Source organism: Streptomyces sp. NPDC001832 (assembly GCF_040297265.1).
Lineage (GTDB): Bacteria > Actinomycetota > Actinomycetes > Streptomycetales > Streptomycetaceae > Streptomyces.
In genome coordinates this window covers 1-15,901 of record NZ_JBEOYU010000046.1, presented here as the reverse complement: position 1 = coordinate 15,901, position 15,901 = coordinate 1, and the positions used below count along the sequence as shown (strand labels likewise).

At 68.2% G+C, this 15,901-nt stretch carries 16 protein-coding genes; 14 read left to right on the top strand and 2 right to left on the bottom strand.

Annotated elements, in window-relative coordinates; genetic code table 11:
• The first annotated feature begins 25 nt into the window (after positions 1 to 25).
• From ABT115_RS26315 to ABT115_RS26300, 4 genes are all read left to right on the top strand, one after another.
• Positions 26 to 4,465 carry a hypothetical protein gene (locus ABT115_RS26315; protein WP_351794548.1) on the top strand — a complete coding sequence of 1,480 codons (4,440 nt, stop codon included), beginning with the start codon at positions 26 to 28 and terminating at the stop codon, positions 4,463 to 4,465.
• Positions 4,462 to 5,847 (top strand): esterase/lipase family protein, encoded by a 1,386-nt coding sequence (locus ABT115_RS26310; RefSeq protein WP_351794546.1) that lies wholly within the window; start codon positions 4,462 to 4,464, stop codon positions 5,845 to 5,847. Before ABT115_RS26315 ends, ABT115_RS26310 begins: the two co-directional genes overlap by 4 nt.
• Before the next feature lie 74 nt (positions 5,848 to 5,921).
• Entirely contained in the window at positions 5,922 to 6,092 is a 171-nt protein-coding gene (locus ABT115_RS26305) for a hypothetical protein (protein WP_351794625.1), read from the top strand.
• A gap of 143 nt (positions 6,093 to 6,235) precedes the next feature.
• Positions 6,236 to 6,613, top strand: a complete 378-nt coding sequence (locus ABT115_RS26300; protein WP_351794544.1) for a peptidase inhibitor family I36 protein — start codon at positions 6,236 to 6,238, stop codon at positions 6,611 to 6,613.
• A 327-nt stretch (positions 6,614 to 6,940) separates the two neighbouring features.
• Here the strand turns inward: ABT115_RS26300 and ABT115_RS26295 are convergent, their stop codons facing one another.
• The gene (locus tag ABT115_RS26295) at positions 6,941 to 7,312 is read right to left on the bottom strand and encodes a winged helix-turn-helix transcriptional regulator (protein WP_351794541.1); all 372 of its coding nucleotides are present in this window, start codon (positions 7,310 to 7,312) and stop codon (positions 6,941 to 6,943) included.
• 77 nt (positions 7,313 to 7,389) lie between these two features.
• Here ABT115_RS26295 and ABT115_RS26290 point away from each other — a divergent pair, with 77 nt between their 5' ends.
• A complete protein-coding gene (locus ABT115_RS26290) occupies positions 7,390 to 7,800 on the top strand; it encodes a RidA family protein (RefSeq protein ID WP_351794539.1) in 411 nt (136 codons plus the stop codon).
• 341 nt (positions 7,801 to 8,141) lie between these two features.
• On the opposite strand, the gene ABT115_RS26285 is transcribed toward ABT115_RS26290, so the two are convergent.
• Positions 8,142 to 8,861, bottom strand: a complete 720-nt coding sequence (locus ABT115_RS26285; RefSeq protein ID WP_351794536.1) for a dienelactone hydrolase family protein — start codon at positions 8,859 to 8,861, stop codon at positions 8,142 to 8,144.
• A gap of 336 nt (positions 8,862 to 9,197) precedes the next feature.
• Here ABT115_RS26285 and ABT115_RS26280 point away from each other — a divergent pair, with 336 nt between their 5' ends.
• From ABT115_RS26280 to ABT115_RS26240, 9 genes are all read left to right on the top strand, one after another.
• On the top strand, positions 9,198 to 9,818 hold the full coding sequence (locus tag ABT115_RS26280) for a Chromate resistance protein ChrB (protein WP_351794533.1): 621 nt from the start codon (positions 9,198 to 9,200) through the stop codon (positions 9,816 to 9,818).
• A 13-nt stretch (positions 9,819 to 9,831) separates the two neighbouring features.
• Complete coding sequence (locus ABT115_RS26275; RefSeq protein WP_351794530.1) at positions 9,832 to 10,275, top strand: YkvA family protein; 444 nt, start codon at positions 9,832 to 9,834, stop codon at positions 10,273 to 10,275.
• A 71-nt stretch (positions 10,276 to 10,346) separates the two neighbouring features.
• The gene (locus ABT115_RS26270) at positions 10,347 to 10,577 is read left to right on the top strand and encodes a hypothetical protein (RefSeq protein ID WP_351794527.1); all 231 of its coding nucleotides are present in this window, start codon (positions 10,347 to 10,349) and stop codon (positions 10,575 to 10,577) included.
• Between the two features lie 124 nt (positions 10,578 to 10,701).
• On the top strand, positions 10,702 to 11,325 hold the full coding sequence (locus ABT115_RS26265; RefSeq protein ID WP_351794525.1) for a DedA family protein: 624 nt from the start codon (positions 10,702 to 10,704) through the stop codon (positions 11,323 to 11,325).
• Between the two features lie 299 nt (positions 11,326 to 11,624).
• Positions 11,625 to 12,125: a DUF2975 domain-containing protein gene (locus tag ABT115_RS26260; protein ID WP_351794522.1), complete on the top strand. Its 501-nt coding sequence runs from the start codon at positions 11,625 to 11,627 to the stop codon at positions 12,123 to 12,125.
• Entirely contained in the window at positions 12,125 to 12,445 is a 321-nt protein-coding gene (locus ABT115_RS26255) for a helix-turn-helix domain-containing protein (protein ID WP_351794519.1), read from the top strand. Before ABT115_RS26260 ends, ABT115_RS26255 begins: the two co-directional genes overlap by 1 nt.
• A gap of 168 nt (positions 12,446 to 12,613) precedes the next feature.
• Entirely contained in the window at positions 12,614 to 12,736 is a 123-nt protein-coding gene (locus tag ABT115_RS26250; protein ID WP_351794516.1) for a hypothetical protein, read from the top strand.
• Positions 12,737 to 12,874: 138 nt separating this feature from the next.
• Positions 12,875 to 13,543 carry a macro domain-containing protein gene (locus tag ABT115_RS26245; protein WP_351794513.1) on the top strand — a complete coding sequence of 223 codons (669 nt, stop codon included), beginning with the start codon at positions 12,875 to 12,877 and terminating at the stop codon, positions 13,541 to 13,543.
• A 124-nt stretch (positions 13,544 to 13,667) separates the two neighbouring features.
• Positions 13,668 to 15,332: an ADP-ribosyltransferase domain-containing protein gene (locus ABT115_RS26240; RefSeq protein WP_351794510.1), complete on the top strand. Its 1,665-nt coding sequence runs from the start codon at positions 13,668 to 13,670 to the stop codon at positions 15,330 to 15,332.
• The last annotated feature ends 569 nt before the right edge of the window (positions 15,333 to 15,901 follow it).

The following is a 15,901-nucleotide window of genomic DNA, read 5'->3' as shown; positions in this document are numbered from 1 at the left end:
GGACTCTGAGGGGAGAGCCCCAGGGATGGAGCGTGCGCAGGGGCGGGATGGTGTGGTCGCCACCGTCGTCGTCGACCGGTACCGGGGGGACACTCAAGGGGCTAGGAACCGTTCTCGCCTGAGGACGACTGCCGCACGCTTCGTCGAACAGACACGACGCCTCGGTTTCAACGCCCCTTCGCTGAGTCTGGCCAGTGTGGACGCCGCGACCGCGGCGCCGCTGGCTGCGGGGCGCGAGGGGATTCGCGCGTTCGTACAACGGCTGCATCAGCAGGCGGTGCATCGGAGGATCCTCTACTGGACGGGGCACGGCGAAGTCGTCGGCGATACCTTCTACCTGGCCTGCGAGGACAGCTACGAGGCAGGACGGTTCGACCCCAGCCGGGCCGTGGCGGCTGCGGAATTGGTCGCCTGGCTCGCCGAGGACGCCACGGACACCCTGCTCATCCTGGACGCCTGCTTCGCGGGGGAGGCGATACGGGGGCTGAGCGCCCAGGTCGAGAACGCGCGCGATCTGATGCGGCAGTCCGGCTCCCTCACCGGATTCGCTTACGTCGCTACCGCCGAGTCCCGGCAGGAAGCGGTGGAGGGCCATTTCGTCGAGCGCCTCGAAGAGGTGCTGTCGAATCCCGCTTTCGTCGTGGGTGAGAGCGAGAGGATCTTCAGCAGGGACAAGGACACCGTCGTCTTCCAGCACCTCATGCTCGGTGTGCAGACTCTGATGCGAGGACAGGCGCCGGTCTGGCGCGAGGTGCACACCCTGAGCCCCGAGTTCCTCGTCAATCCCCACTGGTCCCCAAGAGTCAACGCCGCGCTGCGCCCGGAGGACGACGAGTCCTGGATCGGCAGTGAGTTCCGGCGCGGGGAACTGCCCGTCTTCTCTGACTCCGGCGAGAGCTGGCATCTGCGAGACTTCGCCTCGCGGCACCGGGTGGTCACTGAAGTGGTCGACTGGCTGCGCATCCAGGAATCGGGGATGTTCACCGTCACGGGAGCGTCCGGTGCGGGCAAGTCGACCCTGCTGGCCTATGTGGCGCATCTGACGGTAGAGAGCTTCGTCGCCTCACTGCCCGCGGACCGCCGACCGCGAAACCTGCCGGAACTCCGTTCGGTGAACGCTGCTCTCCACTGCCGGGGAAAGACGCTTGCTGCGCTCTGCGAGGAGTTGACGGAGCGTCTGAGGCCCCTGGGCCTGGCGATGTTCGACGGGGCCCGACCATCCCCGCCCGGCTGTGTGGAGACGATCAGGGACTTGGCTGACCGAAAGGGCAGCCTCACCTTGATGTTCGACGGACTGGACGAGGCTGCGGCCGGTCACTCCTTCGACATCGCGAGAGGCCTGCTCAACCCGCTCGCGGCGCAGCCGCGGGTGCGCGTAGTGGTCGCTACCCGGGCCAGCCCGCGCCGCAATCTGCCAGGCGATCCGCCCGCCGAAACCCTGCTGGAAGTTCTGCACTGCGTGCAGCCACTGGAGCTGGACCGGTCCGTCGAGGTCGAGCAGGACATCGCTCGCCATGTGGAACGTCTCCTCGGAGAGGAGAGCTCCCCGTACAACCGGCTGCGGGACGCGGCACAGACGCGCGGCGCGGTCGCGCGATACGTCGCGGGCCGTAGCAGCGGTCTCTTCCTCGTGGCCACCCTGTGGGCACGTCGCCTTGCCCAGATGCCCGCTCCGGTCGACGAGCACCGGCTCGACCAGGAGCTCCGGAGCGGCACGGCCGTCCTCGACTCCCTGCTGACAGAGGAGTTGGACCGGCTCGACCCGCAGGACCCGGCCCGTATCCGGGACTTCATGCGGAGCCTCGCGCTCGCTCAGGGAGTCGGGCTGTCCCAGCCAGGAGTGTGGCTCGCCGTGACCAACGCGGTGCGGGACAACGCGGTCAGCAGGGAGTACAACAGCGCGGACCTGAGCACCGTGATCCGCACGGCCACGGGCGTGACGATCACCAAGGACGAGGAGTTCGGCCGGGAGGTCTACCGCCTCCACCATCCCAGTTTCGGCGCACATCTGCTGTCCGGCGAGGCGGAGCAGAGGCACCAGCACCGTGCGGTGGTGCGCGCCCTCACCCCTCGCGAAGGTGTGGGCTGGCAGGACGTCGAACCCTACGTCGCCCACTACCTGGCGGCGCACGCCGCTCTGGCCGGGGACGACACCCTTGAGGAGCTGGTGGCCGACCACCACTTCCTGGTGGCAACCTCGCCCGACGTCCTGGAGCCGCTGGTCGCCAGTCGGCTGGCGACAACTCTGCAGAGCGCGTTGTACCTGCGCGTCGCCGACCACTTCCGAAGACATCCCTCGCCGTCGGCGCGATGGGCGGTGTTGCGGGCCACTGCCCTGGCCATGTTCTCCCCCGAGTTCTTGTGCGCCGTGCCGAAGCCCTCGTCGGTGTTCTGGGACGACGTGTGGAGCAGCGCGGAGCGGCTTCCGCTGCGGCGGAGCTGGCCCGCTCCCTCGGGCGGGGCATTGGCGGTGCACTGGGAGACTGACGGCGACGGGATCATCCACGTCGCCGGTGCCGGTGAGATCACGTCGTGGACCGAGGACGGGCGCGAGACGCGGACCAGGACCACGGGCCCGGCCACATGGGCCTCGCCTCCTGTGCAACGGGGGGTATCAGCTTCCGGACGGGGTGAGAGCCGGGTGATCGCCACACACGACAGCCAGTGCGTGCGGATCTGGCACGGCCACCACAGGTACCCGGTCGAGGAGCTCTACTGGGGAGGAACGCCGAACGCCCTCGACTCGGTGCGGCGGGGCCGGGACGTCTTCCTCGCCGCGGTCGACCGCACCGGCACATGGGTGTGGCGGTGGGACTCCTCCCTGGAATACGCCCGGGGGCGGATAGGGCGGCCGTTCCACGTCTCCGCGCAGGTGCGCTGTGTGGCTCTGGCCGTCTCCGGTGGGCGAGTCGGAGTGGTCACGGGCGGCCCTGGAGGGGTGACCGTGTGGGAGGTACAGGGGCTGAAGACCGGGCAGAACCGGCTCGTGCGCACGCGTTCCCTGAGCGACGGCGCCGAAGTGGTCAAGGGGGTCTCGGTGCTGGTTCCCGAGGAGGGACCCGAGGCCGTGATCGCAGCACTGGACGGCCACACGCTTCACGTCTGGCACACGGAGGACCTCTTCCACGGCGAGGCGGAGCTCCGGTTCCTCGCCCGCAGCGCGGGAGGGGCGGTGATCCTCGGGCGCGGCCCCCACGGCGTGCTGACCGCCGTGCAGGAGAACGCCGAACTCCATGTGTGGGACGAGTCCGGCAGGGAGTATGTCCCCTTACCCTGCGACCACGGGCACGAGTCCCTGGCCTTTGACCCCTCGGGAACCGGCCGTCTGGCGGTCGCCGATGACACCCGGCTCCACATCTGGGAGCCGCACGCTCCTTTCGAGGCCGGAGGCGCCGCCCGGGCACCTCTCCGAGGGCGCGTTGCTGAAAGCCCGCAACTACGGTTGGTGCGAGACTCCGACGGAACAATGCTCCTTGCCCGCTCACAGGGCTTCGACGTGCTGCTCAGCCTGCACACCACGTCCGGCCGCGTCGTCGAGGGGCCACGGCTCCCGCACTCGCACCAGGTGACTGCGGTCGCCGCCACGAGAGCCGGGGAGGGATGGGTGACTGCGGCGGTCGGTCGCCGGCACGTGGTGCTGTGGAGGCTCGGCCCGCGGCTGGAGCTCCTGGGGACCGAGGAGTTCGACCTGCCGGGCGCGTCCGACTTGCAAACGCCCTCGCTCGACCTGTCCGTCACCGGCACAGGCCAGATGCGCATGATGTGGCCATCCGGGCAGAACGTCATCACGTGGGAACGCGAGAACGTGGAGCGCGGCGGCCCCTGGCGGGAGAGACATACCTTCGTGCTGACTGCCTCGGGATCCGTCCAGCAGTTGGAGGTGGTAGGCGTGCCCGGCGGCCCGTCTTGGCTGTCGCTCTGGGGCGGCGACGCAGTCCGGGTCTGGAACCTCGCCGAGCCCGATGCCCGGCCGGAACCGGTCGACTGCCCCGGCGCGAGGGCGGTCGCGACCGGTCTGCTGAGACGGGCGGTCCGGTCTGTCCCCCTGGTCGCCTACGCGACTCCGTACACAGTGCGCTTCCGCGAGTGCGACGGCCGCATCGGCAGGCCGATCGCCCTTCCGGAGCAGCCCGGTGCGCCACTCGACGGGCTCACCCTGGCCGGGCCGCCGGAGCGGCCCCTGCTCGTCGGCTGGAGCCGGGAGTCCGGGAGCCTGCAGTTCTGGGACGTCGGGCAGGAACGGAGGCTGGACCCGATGGAGTCCCGCGGTTACGAAGTGACGAGTGTGGACTCTGCCTACGACGGGCACGACATCACCCTCGTGATCCAAGGCATCGCGCAGAAGAGCCTTCGCTGCGACCAGGTGGTCCTGCCCTGGCCAGTCGACGAGGGAGGTTCGATGCCACGGGTCGTCCAGCAACGAGGGGCGGAGACCGCCCATAAGGACAGGGAGAGCATTCGGTGAGAGGCGATCTCGTCATCGTGGTCCCGGGAATCATGGGCACAGCCCTGACCCGGGTCGGTCAGGACGTCTGGGACCTGAGCCTGCAGGCGATCGGTGGCATTCTCGGGTCGACGCGGACGAGAGAGATGCTCAAGCTGCAGAAAGACATCAGGGACGAGGATCCGGAGCCGCCGCACGCCCTGGACGTGGGTGGTGCCATCTTCGGCCCGCGCCTGCTGCCCGGCCTGATCTCCGACATCGGATATGTCGGCCTGCGCAGGAAGCTGGATATCGAGCCGGACAGGTTCGTGGTCTTCCCCTACGACTGGCGGCTGTCCAACCGCAACTCGGCCCGAAAACTACGGCAATTCGTCGACGAGCGGCTGTCGCACTGGCAGGAAACGGCCGATCCGGCACTGTATCCGGGAGCCAAAGACGCCAAGGTGGTGTTTCTGTGCCGTTCCATGGGCGGCCTTGTCGTGCGGTACTACACCGAGGTCCTCGGTGGATGGGAGAAGACCCGGTCGGTTACGACGCTGGGCACGCCCTTCTCGGGGAGCGTGAAGGCGCTGCGGTTCCTGACGGGGCAGGCGCGGTGGGTGCCCGGACCTCTCAACGAGCAGATCCGCGAGATCTGCTCGACGTATCCCTCGCTCGGGCAGTTGATTCCCACGTACCGGATAGTGCTTGACGAGGAGAATGGCAGGGTCGCTCTGGATAGCCGCACCCCACTGGAGGGAGTGGACCCGTGGATGATCGAGGAATCGGTCCGATTCTTCACCGACATCGACAACGCCATCCAGAAGAACGACGCCCTGCACGGGCGTCATCGCTACGCCCTGTTCGCGTTCGGGGGCGACAAGCACCGGACCGATCAGGCGATCTCCTTCCCCATGGGGAGCAAGCCGAGGTTCCACTCCGACTTCTCGAAGTCCACCGATCTCAATGACCGGTACCTGCCGTCTCCACGCGGTGATGGCACAGTGTCGCACCTCGCACAGACCCCACCTGAGTGGTCGAGTACGGGCCAACCGCTGTGGCTGGACAGCAGGCACGCGGATCTGATGAACGCGGACAAGGCCATCGAGCAGCTTAAGCGCATCTGTGACGACGTACCGCTCGCCCAAGCGCTGAGTTCCGAGCACCCGGTTGGCGTGGAACTGCCTGATGTCGCCGTCGCCGGCGAACCGTTCGAGATCTGGGCAACGAACGCCGAGGCCTCGTTGCGTTTGCGGGTGCGGCGCCTCGCCGAGAACGGCAGGTGCGTGTGGGATGAGGAGATGCGGCCGTGCGGCGATGACACCTTCCGCGCCGAAGTACGCGCCGAGTCCGGACGGTGGACACTGGAGGTGTATTCGCCGACGGTCAAGTATGTGTGCCGGGACGTGATCCTGGTCGTGTGACAGCATGGTTCCGCCCTCACGCTGGGAACCGCCTGCCCACCCACCGCCACGCGAACTCCAGCACCCCGACCGCGGTGCCCGATCCCGCCACAGGCGAACGCCTGTCGGACGCCGAAGTCGCCGAGATACCCGCCTACACCGCGTTCGCCGGCCGCACGAAGGCGGAACGGGTCACCGCGCGGCTGATCGTGCGCCGGGTACGTGACCTGGCCAAACCCGCCGTTGTGGGTGAGCAGGGCGAGTAGTTTTGAGCCGCCCGGGGTTAGTGCTCGACGGGCGGGATGAGGAAAGGGGCATTTTGTGGCGATACGGTCGTTTAGGTGACGGATCTCCTACTCTGTTGTCGGGCCTGCGAAACCGAGCGCAGGCAACCCCACAAGGAGGAACCATGACCCGACCCAGACGCGTCACCCCGCGCCTGTGGACCGCCGCCGTCGTGTCGGTCGCCGCCGCAGTCGCCGCCCTGACCGCGCCTTCGGCGGCGGCCGACTCCGACCAGTGTCCGTCCGGTTCGTTCTGCGTCTGGGAACAATCCAGCTATCGGGGCGACTTCCGGCACTACACCGCGTCGAACCCCAACGTCGGAAACTACATGAACGACCGCATGACCTCGTACTGGAACCGCACCGGCAAGACGGTCAGCGTCTACGAACACTCCAACTACACCGGCTGCATGTTCTCGGTCGCGCCGGGCAAGTACGAAGCGGCGGTTGCTTCGCACTTCAATGACAAGATGACCTCCCTCCGCGTCGGCAGCGGCTGCTGACGCCTTCGGCGGAAGAGGGCTGCTGCCCTTCCCTGGGTGAGGTACGAGTGCCGGTAGCCCTCACCCAGGGTCTGGGAAGTCGAATGCTCACTGTCTGGACCGTGTTCCGGCGGGCTGCACGTGCGTCGACAGACTTCAGGCCGGATGACATACGGCGGCAGAGGACAGCTATCGGGTTCAGACGAAGTGCGTCCGCACCCCGCCACCACATCATCCAACAGCTCCGGCGGAGACGCGCGCGTGAGCACTCCAAGGACGATGCGATCCAAAAACCGATCACCTCAACTACCTTCCGCCGCCAGCGCAGCCGGCCGGGGCGGGAAAGGCTCAGCGGCTTACTTCTTCCTGCGTGTCGAAGGCTTCACGGGCGCGTGTGATAGCGGGCATGTTCTCCGAGACCCAAGCCAGCAACACGTCGATGGGAGACCGCAGGGTCTTGCCAAGTGGCGTGATCCGATACCTGATTGCCACCGGGCGGGTGGAGACGACCTCGCGCTCGATCACGCCGTTTCGCTCGAGTCGCCGAAGTGTCGCGGTCAGAGACTTCTGCGTGACCTGCGGGATGGCTCGGCGCAACTCGTTGAAGCGGCACGGGCGTTCGCACAGTTCGCTGAGAACGCTGAGCGACCACTTGTCGAGGACCTGGTCGAGCAGTTCGCGATGCGGAGGGCCGATGAGGGATTTGTCCTCGGTATCCATGGAGAAACCTGGTCTCGTTGAAGTGTCCTTCTTCCACTAAGTAGCTTACGGATACCTAGCTCAGAGGGAGAACACTGATGACTGTCCAGCACTTCACGCCGGAAGGCATGTTGCAACCGGCTCCGTATCACCACGTGGCCGTCGGAACCGGCGCGACACACATCCACGTCAGCGGGCAGGTCGCACGCCGGGCCGATGGGACTACGGTCGCACCCGGCGACCTGGCCGGGCAGGTAGCCCAGGCACTGCGCAACACCTCCGTCGGACTGGCGGGCGCGGGCGCGTCGTTCGCGGACGTGCTGCGCCTGACCTTCTACGTGACCCGATGGAGCCCGGAGAAAATCGGCGACTTCATGGCCGGCGTGGAGGCCGTCGCCGACGAGATCGGGCTCCAGCTGCCCATGCCGCCGGCCTCCCTGATCGGCGTCGAGTACCTCTTCGAGCCGGATGTGCTCGTAGAAGTCGAAGCAACTGCGCTGCTCAGCTGACTCTTGAGGCATGTCTTCTCGACCGGCACCCCAGACCTCCAGACAGTCATTGATCAACACGACAGCCGAAGACTCTGCCCGCACAGAGCCCCAGGTCAAAGCGCTCCCGGGCGGCCGCAATCCGGAGGGCCGGGACTTCGGCCGCGCGACGCGTTTCTGCGGCTGCTGTCGAGCCGACCGACTGTTGCCGGGCCGAGACGTCACCGGTACATCGATCGCCGCGATCGGGGCGGGTAAGGCATCTGCCGGCCACCGCTCATCGAGGAGGGCCGGGACCGTCCTCGATGAGCGGCACCTGGCCGACAACACCTACCGGCTGCCGCCGGCCTGGTGGCCCGGCCTCACTTCAGGTGCCGGCCGAAGAACCGGCCTCCGTCTTCCACCTCGAACCACGGGGTGCCGGTGTGCCCGCCCAGATTGGCGTGCAGCGTCTTCTCCTTGGTGCCGAAGACGTCGAACAGGTCCAGGGCCCGCTGCCGGGGGTTCCCTTCGTCGTCCCACTGCAGCAGGAACAGCAACGGAATGCTGACCTGCCGGGCCTCCTCGCGTTGGGCGCGGGGCACGTAACCCCCGGCGAAGAAACCGGCGGCCGCGATGCGCGGCTCGACCACTGCCAGCCGAATGCCGACGGCGGTCCACCCCGAGTACCCGACCGGGCCGCCGATCTCGGGCAGCGAAAGGAGGGCGTCCAGCGTGGTCCGCCATTCCGGGACCGCCTTTTCGACCAGCGGGCCGATGAAGGACTCGAAGATCTCATCGACCGGCTCGTCGGCCTGCATCGCCCGGCGGAGGTCGGCGCGGGCCTGTTCGTCGGCGGCGGAACGGGGCCGGTCACCGCACCCGGGGGCGTCGATGGTGGCCACCGCGTAGCCGTACGCCGCGAACTGCCGGGCCCGGGTCACCAGCCGGGATTCCCCCTTGGGCAGGCCGTTGTTGTGTGCCATCAGGATCAGCGGGGCCGGTGCAGATCCAGGCGTCCACAGGGTGCCGGGGATCTCGCCGAGGGTGAATTCGCGTTCGAGGACGTCGTCGTCGAGGCGCTGTTCAGAAGTGAATTGCATGGTCGTGCCTTTCGGGAGTGCTCTTGAACGGCGCTCCCGGACGACCTATCGCCCGACCGTGACCCCGGAGGGGAGCACCCATGTCGATTCTGCGTTCACGGGTACCACCTCCTCGTTCTCTCGCACGGCCTCCGGAAACGTAGCAGTGGTCGCCATGGTCCGCCAAACGGTTTTTTGAGGAGGCTCTGTGGCCGGATGCCACGGGGCCACTCACCTGAAAACTAAGGCCGTGCGGTTAAGGGCTTCGGGCTGTGCGGTCACGGTGTGACGTAGGCCGGGACGGGAAGCGGAGCCTCTGCGTGCTCTGCGTTTCATTCGAGATGTTACGGTCGTTACATGATCAGTGAAACTGCGCAGGTCCCGAAGCGGTTCCTGCTGGTGTCGGTGAGCACGGCGGACGCCCCGGCGGCGACGCGGGTGCGGGTATGGCGCAAGCTGCGCTCGCTGGGGGCGATGTATCTCCAGCAGTCGGTGTGCCTGCTGCCGGATCGCGAAGGGGTGCGCCGCCAGGTGGCGCGGCTCCTCGCCTCGGTGCGGGCCGACGGCGGCACCGCCCGGCAGTTGACCGTGGACATCGCTGCCGACACCGAATACGCGGAGCTGGTCAGGGAGTTCAACGCCGAGCGGGATGGGGAGTACGGCGAGGTCGTCGAGCGCGCCCCGGACCTGTTGAAGGAACTGGAGCGGGAGACGGCACGGGGCAACGCCACGTATGCGGAGGTGGAGGAGTCCGAGGCTGACCTGGAGCGGTTCGAGAAGTGGCTCGCGAAGATTGCCGCCCGCGACTACTTCGACGCGCCAGGCGGCACGGCGGCGCGGGGGGCAGTGGAGCGGTGCCGCGCCGCGCTGGCAGCCTTCGAAGACGCGGCGATCGCCGCGCAGGCCGGCACCCACCCCGCCACGGACACAGAGCAGAGCTCGCTGCCGGCCTCGGCCACGCTGCGCGCCGTCGAGTGAAGCGGAGCATCACATGTGGTGGGACATAGCGATCGCCCTCGGGGCGGGACTGCTTGCCGCCTGGCTGGGCCTGCTGATCACGCTGCTGCTGATCCGTCCCAAGGGTGCTCTGCTTGTCGAGGCGATACGGCTGTTGCCGGACTTGGTACGGCTGCTGCGCCGCCTGGCCGCCGACAAGGCGCTGCCGCGCGGGGTACGGGTCCGGCTCGGCCTGCTCATGGTCTACCTGGCACTGCCGATCGACCTCATCCCGGACTTCCTGCCGGTCATCGGCTACGCCGATGACGCCATCATCGTGGTGTCCGTCCTGCGCTCCGTCGTACGGCGGGCCGGGATCGCCGCGGTCCGTGCTCACTGGCCCGGCACTGAGGACGGCTTCGCCGCCCTGTCCCGGCTGGCCGGGCTCCAGCGGGCCGCCGACGGCACCGCGGCAACCGCTGGTCCAAAATGGCGGTAGACCCGCACGCCCCGAGCGACGGCGGCGGGGCCGCTTCGAGAGGGACGGCTTCAAGCCGGCAGGTCGAGCCGGTGCACCGCGGCCCAGGCCGAGTCAGCGCCTGGGGCGGTGCGCGTCCAGACCTCCCGCGCGCCCAGACGGCGGACCCCGTCGAGGAGCTCGGCGAACGGGGCGTCGCCTGCACGCAGCGGGCTATCACCGCCGATCGCCAAGCCGGGCAGGCCGAACGCGAGCACCAGGAGCAAGACCAGGCCGTGCCCGAGCAGAAGGCCGGCGGCTGGCTCTCGCGCTTCCGCACCTGACCAGGGCACGTGAACACTCAGCGACCCCCGACCCATGTACTACACGTCGTAGAGTCCCGATTGGGTGCAGCTATCGCCGGGATGCAGATCGTTACCGCACGGACGCGGTAGAGAGGAACGGGACATGCAGGCGATTACCGATTGGCTCGTCGGGCTGTCCGGACCCGTCATATATGCCGTCGTCGCAGCCCTGGTCTTCTGTGAGGATGCGCTGTTCATCGGCTTTGTCCTGCCGGGGGAGACAGCTGTTGTTCTGGGCGGGGTGCTGGCCAGTCAAGGTCAGGTTTCGGTGTACTGGCTGGCCGTCGCTGCCGTGGCGGCCGCGATCGTCGGAGACTCCGTCGGCTACGAGGTCGGCCGTCACTTCGGGCCCGCGATTCTTCGCGTCCGTCCGCTGCGGCGGCACCAGGACAGCATCTCCCGCGCCCAGGATCTGATCCGCCGCCGCGGACCGGTGGCTGTGTTCCTCGGCCGGTTCATCGCTTTCTTCCGGGCGATGATGCCCGCGCTGGCCGGCGTATCCCGTATGCACTACCGAACGTTTTTGCTGTTCAATGCGCTGGGCGGCCTTGTGTGGGGCGTCGGGTTCACCCTGCTCGGATACTTTGCCGGAACCGCCTACGCGCAGGTTGAGCATGCCGTCGGCCGGGCCCTGGCGATCGTTGTGGCCGCCGTCGTCATCGCCGCCCTGGCGGTCTGGCATCTACGCCGCCGCCGTACCCACCACAGTACGGACGATGCTTCCTGAGCTCTTACGGCCTGGTGCACGATAGAGAGTGGATCAGCGAGCGGCGCCATGCGGCTTCGAATCCAAGGCGGAGGAGGGAGGCGACGCGGAGCGTCGTCGACCGACGCCCGGGCCCGGACGTCCGGTGAGCCAGCAGCCCCGCGATTCCGGCGCACCCGCCCAGGACCCCGCACGACTGCTCGCACCGGCCGAACACCCTCGGCTTTCAAGCGCGTTGGCGAGCGGCAAGCGAGACGGGCGGCACGGGACGACCAAGCGGATCGATTGACTTTCGATCGATATCGATCGACAATCGATACATGAATCGCTTCCTCATTGTTGCGCTCCGGGCCGGTATCGTCGCAGCGTTCACGCTGGGTCTCTTCGGTCAGTTCGTGGTCATCCCGACTACGGCAGTCAATGAAGTCGACCGCTTCCCTCCTTACGCCCCGTTCGCCGCGCCCTATGTGACCGTGGCGATCATCGGCGTCGCCTGCGTTCAAGTGGCGCTCGTCGCGGTGTGGATGCTGCTCGCCATGGTCCAACGCGGCGCGATCTTCACCCCGAGGGCCTTCCGCTGGGTCGACACCATCATCGGGTCCTCGACCCTGGCGACGCTGTTGGCGCTTGGCGTCACCGGGCACCTGGCCCTGGCCGAGATCCCCACCCCCGACGAAGACAACATGGCCGTCATCAGCACCCTGGCCGCCACGCTGGCGAGCGTCGGCGTGGGGGCGGTATTCGTCATGCTCGTCGTCGTCATGCGCGGCCTGCTGCGCAAGGCGACGGATCTGGAGACCGAGATCGCCGAGGTGGTGTGATGGCGATCATCGTCGACCTGGACGTGCAACTCGCCAAACGCAACATGTCGGTCGGAGAGTTCGCCGCCGCCGTCGGCATCACGCCCGCCAACATCGCCGTGCTGAAGAACGGCCGCGCCAAGGCGGTCCGGTTCACGACGCTCGACGCGATCTGCCGGACTCTCGGCTGCCAGCCCGGCGACGTACTGCGCTGGGTCCCCGACGACCAGGACGACGCGAGCGACGAAATCGACGGGGACGGCGAGGGCGACTGCGAGAGGCGGTGGGTCGCCGCTACAGCTCGGGGTATGACCAAAGCCGAGCCTTCACTTGGCGAGTGAGCATGGCGAGAAGCACACTCAACAGGGCCGGGAATGCGACCGCAGCGGCGCCTCGGCACTGCTGCGCACGACCGCAGCGCCGCCTGTCAGCGGTAATGCTGACCGAACCCCGCGGGACACGAACTCCTGCCCCGTGATGAGCCGGTGCTGCCTCCTCGCTCGGGACGGATGGTGTCCTCGTTGGCGGCGACCGGCCCCGCCCTCTCCCTGCTGCTCGCCGTGTCGGGGCGCCGGGTGGCACTGGAGGACCTCTCCGGGCTGGGTGTCGCCACGCTGGCGGCGGGTTCCTGACCGCTCGTCATCGGCTCCCGCTCCCCCGCTCCCCTGCTCCCCTGCTCCCCTGCTCGAACAACCCTGTCGAACGGCGCTGTCAGTGGCGCGCGGTAGCTTCGGAACTGTTCGAGATCACGGGGTGAGAGGGGTGAATTCGTGGGTGTCAGACATGCGTTGAGCGTTGTCCTGGTCGACGTCAACGACGAGGTGGTGACGGCCTGGCGGTCCGCGTTCGCGGACACGCCGGAGGTCGAGATAAGGCGGGGTTCGCTTCTCGATGTGGACGCCGACGCCTGGGTCTCCCCCACCAACGAGCGTGGCCGGATGGACGGTGGGGTCGACGCCGTCGTCAAGCGGTACCTCGGTGCGGGCATCCAGGTGCGGGTGCAGCGGGCGATCCGCGACTGGTTCGGTGGACGGCTGCCGGTGGGCAGCGCGGTGTGCGTCCCGTCCGGGGCGAATGTACCCCGGTACCTGATCTCGACGCCCACCATGCGCCAGTCGTCGCAGAACGTCAGCGACACGATGAACGTGGCCCTGGCCTGCGCGGCCGCCTTCCAGGCGGTGCATCTACAGAACCGGGCGAAGCCGGGCAGCATCCGGTCGGTGGCCCTCGTCGGGATGGGCGCGCAGACCGGGCAGGTGCCCGCGAAGGTGTGCGCCAACCTGATGTGGACGGGCTATACCCTCTTCCACGACCACGGTTTCGCGGACTACGACAAGTTGCGGGCCGCCGTACTGGGGCAGCTCGACGACATCGAAAGAGCGGGGTCCGCACGGCGGGTCCGGATCAACGTGCCGCAGCGGCCTTCCTTTCGTCACTGACCCGAAGACCTCGCAGGCCGGTGCCGCCAAGGGTGCGGGCACCGGCGACGACCCTGCCGAATCTGTTCAGCATGCCGGGGCGCCCGTGGAGGCGTCCGGTTCGAGTATCGGGAGTTCCACCCTCGTGAGTGATGTCGACGTGACGGCCGCGGGCGATGCCGGTTCCCCGGCCGGGGATCCGCTGGCACTGGCCGGCCTGTTCACCGGTGGCGGCGAGCCGTGGCTGCCGCTGCTCGGACCGGTGATCGAGACGCAGCCGGGAGCCGCCGACTTCATCGGCCCCAAGCGCAGCCCGGAGGTCGTTCCGGTGCGCGAGCTGACGTTCCAGGCGTTGAAGCCGCATCCGCCGGAGAAGTGGAAGGTGGTCGTCTTCGGACAGAACCCCTATCCGCGGGCGGAGAGCGCGACCGGCATCGCAATGTTCGACAACACCTTCAACGACTGGAAGGACAGCCAGTTCGGCCGGGTCGTCAGCATCCGCTGCCTCATCAAGGCGGCCGCGATGTGGAAGTACGGCATCGTCAAGAAGACCCCGATCGCCGACGTCCGCGCCCTGTTGAAGAAGGAGGACACGGTTCAGCCGCCCGAGTGGTTCCAGGCGATGCTCACCCAGGGTGTGCTGCTGCTGAACGCGTCCCTCACGGCGAGCGCGGACGGGGCGATGGCGACCGATCGGCACACGTCGTTCTGGCGCCCCGTGGTTGAGCAGATCGTCGAGGAGATCCTCCAGGCGAAGCAGGACGCGGTGGAGGAGGACGACCGGGGGGTGGTGTTCGCCTGGTGGGGCGCGCACGCCCGGAGTCTGAAGAAGGTCGTCCAGCGGCTGGAGAAGAAGTACCCGGGGGTGCAGGTCCGTCACCTGGACCACGCCAATCCGGCCGCGCAGGGGGATCTGTTCTGCGAGGGCGACCACTTCGCCCAGGTGAACGATGCCCTGGCGGCGGTGGGGGCCGAGCCAGTCGACTGGCTGCCGCGGAAGGGCTGGGACCAGGGGAAGGGCGGGGCCGCCGGTCCGGAGGACGGTGGTGTCGCGCAGCGGATGGGGGCGTTCATCGCGTCCACGATGGAGTTGCACCAGCTGTATCTGGAGCGGCTCACCAGCGTCAAGGACGAGGGCCTCGTCCTGCCGCCCGTCACCGGGGTGTTCGACACGCCGCTGATGGACTTCCGGAAGGCCGTCGAGCCGGTCTCACGGGTGCTCGCGCACCTGGATCGGCATATCGATCTGTCGAGCCGTTTCGGGGAGACGAAGGCCGCGGAGGCGGCGTCCGCGGGCGCGCTTTCCGGGGAGGCCGTGGGCGCCTTGTCGGCCGACGCGATCTCGGCTCTTTACCTGTACACGTGCGAGTCGGGCTTCTACCGCGAGATCAACGATGTGCTGCGCTCTTCGGACCGCGAGCGCGTGGTGCCGTACCTGCCTTACCTGCGGTTGCTGTTCTCGGCGATGGAGGCGTTGCCGGCGCAGACGCGGCCACTGTGGCGTGGTGTGGCGTTGGATCTGCGGTCCCAGTACCCGCTGGGGCGGACGGTGACGTGGTGGGGCGTGTCGTCGTGCACGTCCGAGCTGGGTGTGGCCCGCGCGTTCCTCGGCGGGCGTGGCCGGCGGACGCTGTTCGAGGTGACGCCCACGCGGGCGGTGGGGATCCGGCGGTTCTCCGCGTTCACGGGTGAGGAGGAGTACATCCTCGCACCGGGGACGCAGCTGAAGGTGACGGAGGTGAAGGCCGAGCGTGGGGGTCTGTGCACGGTGCGGCTGACCGAGCTGGAGGGGGCCGGCCTGGTGTCGTGACGTCCCCGGGCCGGGCACACGAGCACCTGGCGGGCCTGAGCCGTGCCGTGGAAGAGGACTGGAAAAGCCGTACCTCGCCTTGCACTCCGACCTGGACGGAGCTCGAAGTGCTGGGCAACGGCTGACCATCTCCCGGAGGTTGTTCGGGTCCCGCCCCTGACTGACCAGCCGCCGTAGCTTCACCACCGCCGGTTCAGCGGCGGCGGCCGAAGGGCCACCAGCTCCGACGTGTCCGGCGGAGGGGCGGGACGGCCGGTCGTGGTGCAGGCGGCCGCGGCGGCAGAGGCGGGTGTGTTGGGGGCTTCGGCTCAGAAGCCTCTCCCTCGCCCGGTCCGGAAGCATTTCCGAGTGCCGGCGGTGCGGCCCCTTCGGTGCCAGCGGGTTCGTCGGCCACGCGTTCTTCACGTGCCCGAGGAACGAGCGACGCCAGTCCACCCACGAGGGCAGCCAGGACTTGTCGAGCTTCCTGACGAGCTAGGGCGTGTTTCGAAAGTCCCGCCTGCCCCGCGACGCCTGGCACGCACGCTCGCCGCGTTGTCGGGATCGTCCTCGTACGCCCAGTACGAGGA